Below are 1445 nucleotides of genomic sequence, written 5' to 3' on the forward strand. Positions count from 1 at the left end.
GGGGCGTCCGCCGGGACGGGGTCCTGCGGCGGTGGTGCCGTCGGCCCGGCCGGGGGTGTCCGCGGCCGGCTCGCGGATCAGTCGCCGCAGGACCACCACCAGGCGGGAGCCGCTCGTGCCCAGGCCGTGCACCAGGTTGCGCAGGGCCGGCAGCAGGGACTGGGTGACGTAGGCGAGGGCGCCGACCAGGGCGCCCGTGGTGACGCCGCGGGCCAGCAGCCAGGGCGCGCAGGCCAGGAGCAGGACGATCGGGAGCTGGCCGCCGAGGGCGAGGGAGGCCACCCGCAGGACGGACCAGCGGGCGAGGGAGTACGCGGCCCGCCGCTCGGTGTCCACCAGTCGGCCCGTGCGGGCGGCGACCCGGTCCTCCGCACCGGCCGCCGTGATGTCCCGCAGTCCCGGGCAGACCGTGCCGAGACCGTCGGCCAGGGCCTCGTCGGCGACCAGGAACTCCTCCTGGCGGCGGGCCAGGGGGCGCAGGGTGGCCGCGAACAGCGCCAGCCCGGCGGCCAGCGGCGGCCCCACGACCAGCAGGAGCAGCGGGTCCAGGGAGGCCAGTCCGACGGCCGCCCCGACAGCCGTGAACACGAAGGAACGCGACACCATCACCAGCCCGGCGAACGTGTCCCGCGCGATCTCGACCTGCTGGGTCAGCCCGGACAGCGCCCCCGTGTCGGCCTCCCGCACGCCGCGCTCGACCACCCGCTCGACCAGCAGGTCCCGGAGCGGCTCGACCAGCGCGGCGACGGCGGCGTACACCCTTACCGTCCCGTACGCGCCGACCAGCACCCCGATCCCGGCGGCCCCGAGCCAGACGAGTCCGACGCCGGGCCGCCCGGCCAGGAACCCCTCGTCCAGGGCGCGGGCGGGCGCGTACCCGGTGAGGAAGGTCTGCGCGGTCTCCAGCACGGACCACCCGCCGAGCCGGACCAGCACCCGCCACCGGGCCCGCAGGAAGGCAAGACCGTGTGTGCGGATCCCGCCGGGTGCCGAGCCGCCGCTCATGCGGTCTCCCCGTCCGAGGCGTCCGTGCCCTCCGCCGCGTCCCCGAACACCTCCCGGTACTCCGTCATCCGCCACAGCTCCTCGTGCGGGCCCACCGCCCGTACCCGTCCGCCGTCCAGCCAGGCCACCGCGTCAGCGCGGGCGGCCGTGGCGGTGCGGTGGGCGACGAGCAGGCGGGTGCCGCCGGCCCCGCCGCCGACCAGGGCATCGGCGATGCGGGCCTCCGTGACCGTGTCGAGGCTGGAGAGGGCGTCGTCGAGGATGAGCAGACGGCCGCCGTGGGCGAACGCCCGGGCGAGACCCAGCCGTTGGGACTCCCCGCCGGAGCGGGGGGCGTCGGCGACGAGGGTGTCGTAGCCGTCGGGCAGCCGGCGCACGAAGTCGTCGGCGTGGGCCGTGCGGGCAGCCTCCCGGACACGGGCGGGGGAGGGGGACGGGAG

General features: G+C 77.5%; 2 pseudogenes. Both read right to left on the reverse strand.

Going from position 1 to position 1445, the window contains the following annotated elements:
* Positions 1-1005, reverse strand: a pseudogene (locus AOJ26_RS36615) (ABC transporter ATP-binding protein); the annotation flags it as partial.
* A pseudogene (locus AOJ26_RS36620) lies at positions 1002-1445 on the reverse strand (ABC transporter ATP-binding protein); the annotation flags it as partial. The pseudogenes AOJ26_RS36615 and AOJ26_RS36620, both read right to left, overlap by 4 nt.

Origin of the sequence: Streptomyces sp. NRRL B-24085, from assembly GCF_001282115.1 — a bacterium.
GTDB lineage: Bacteria > Actinomycetota > Actinomycetes > Streptomycetales > Streptomycetaceae > Streptomyces.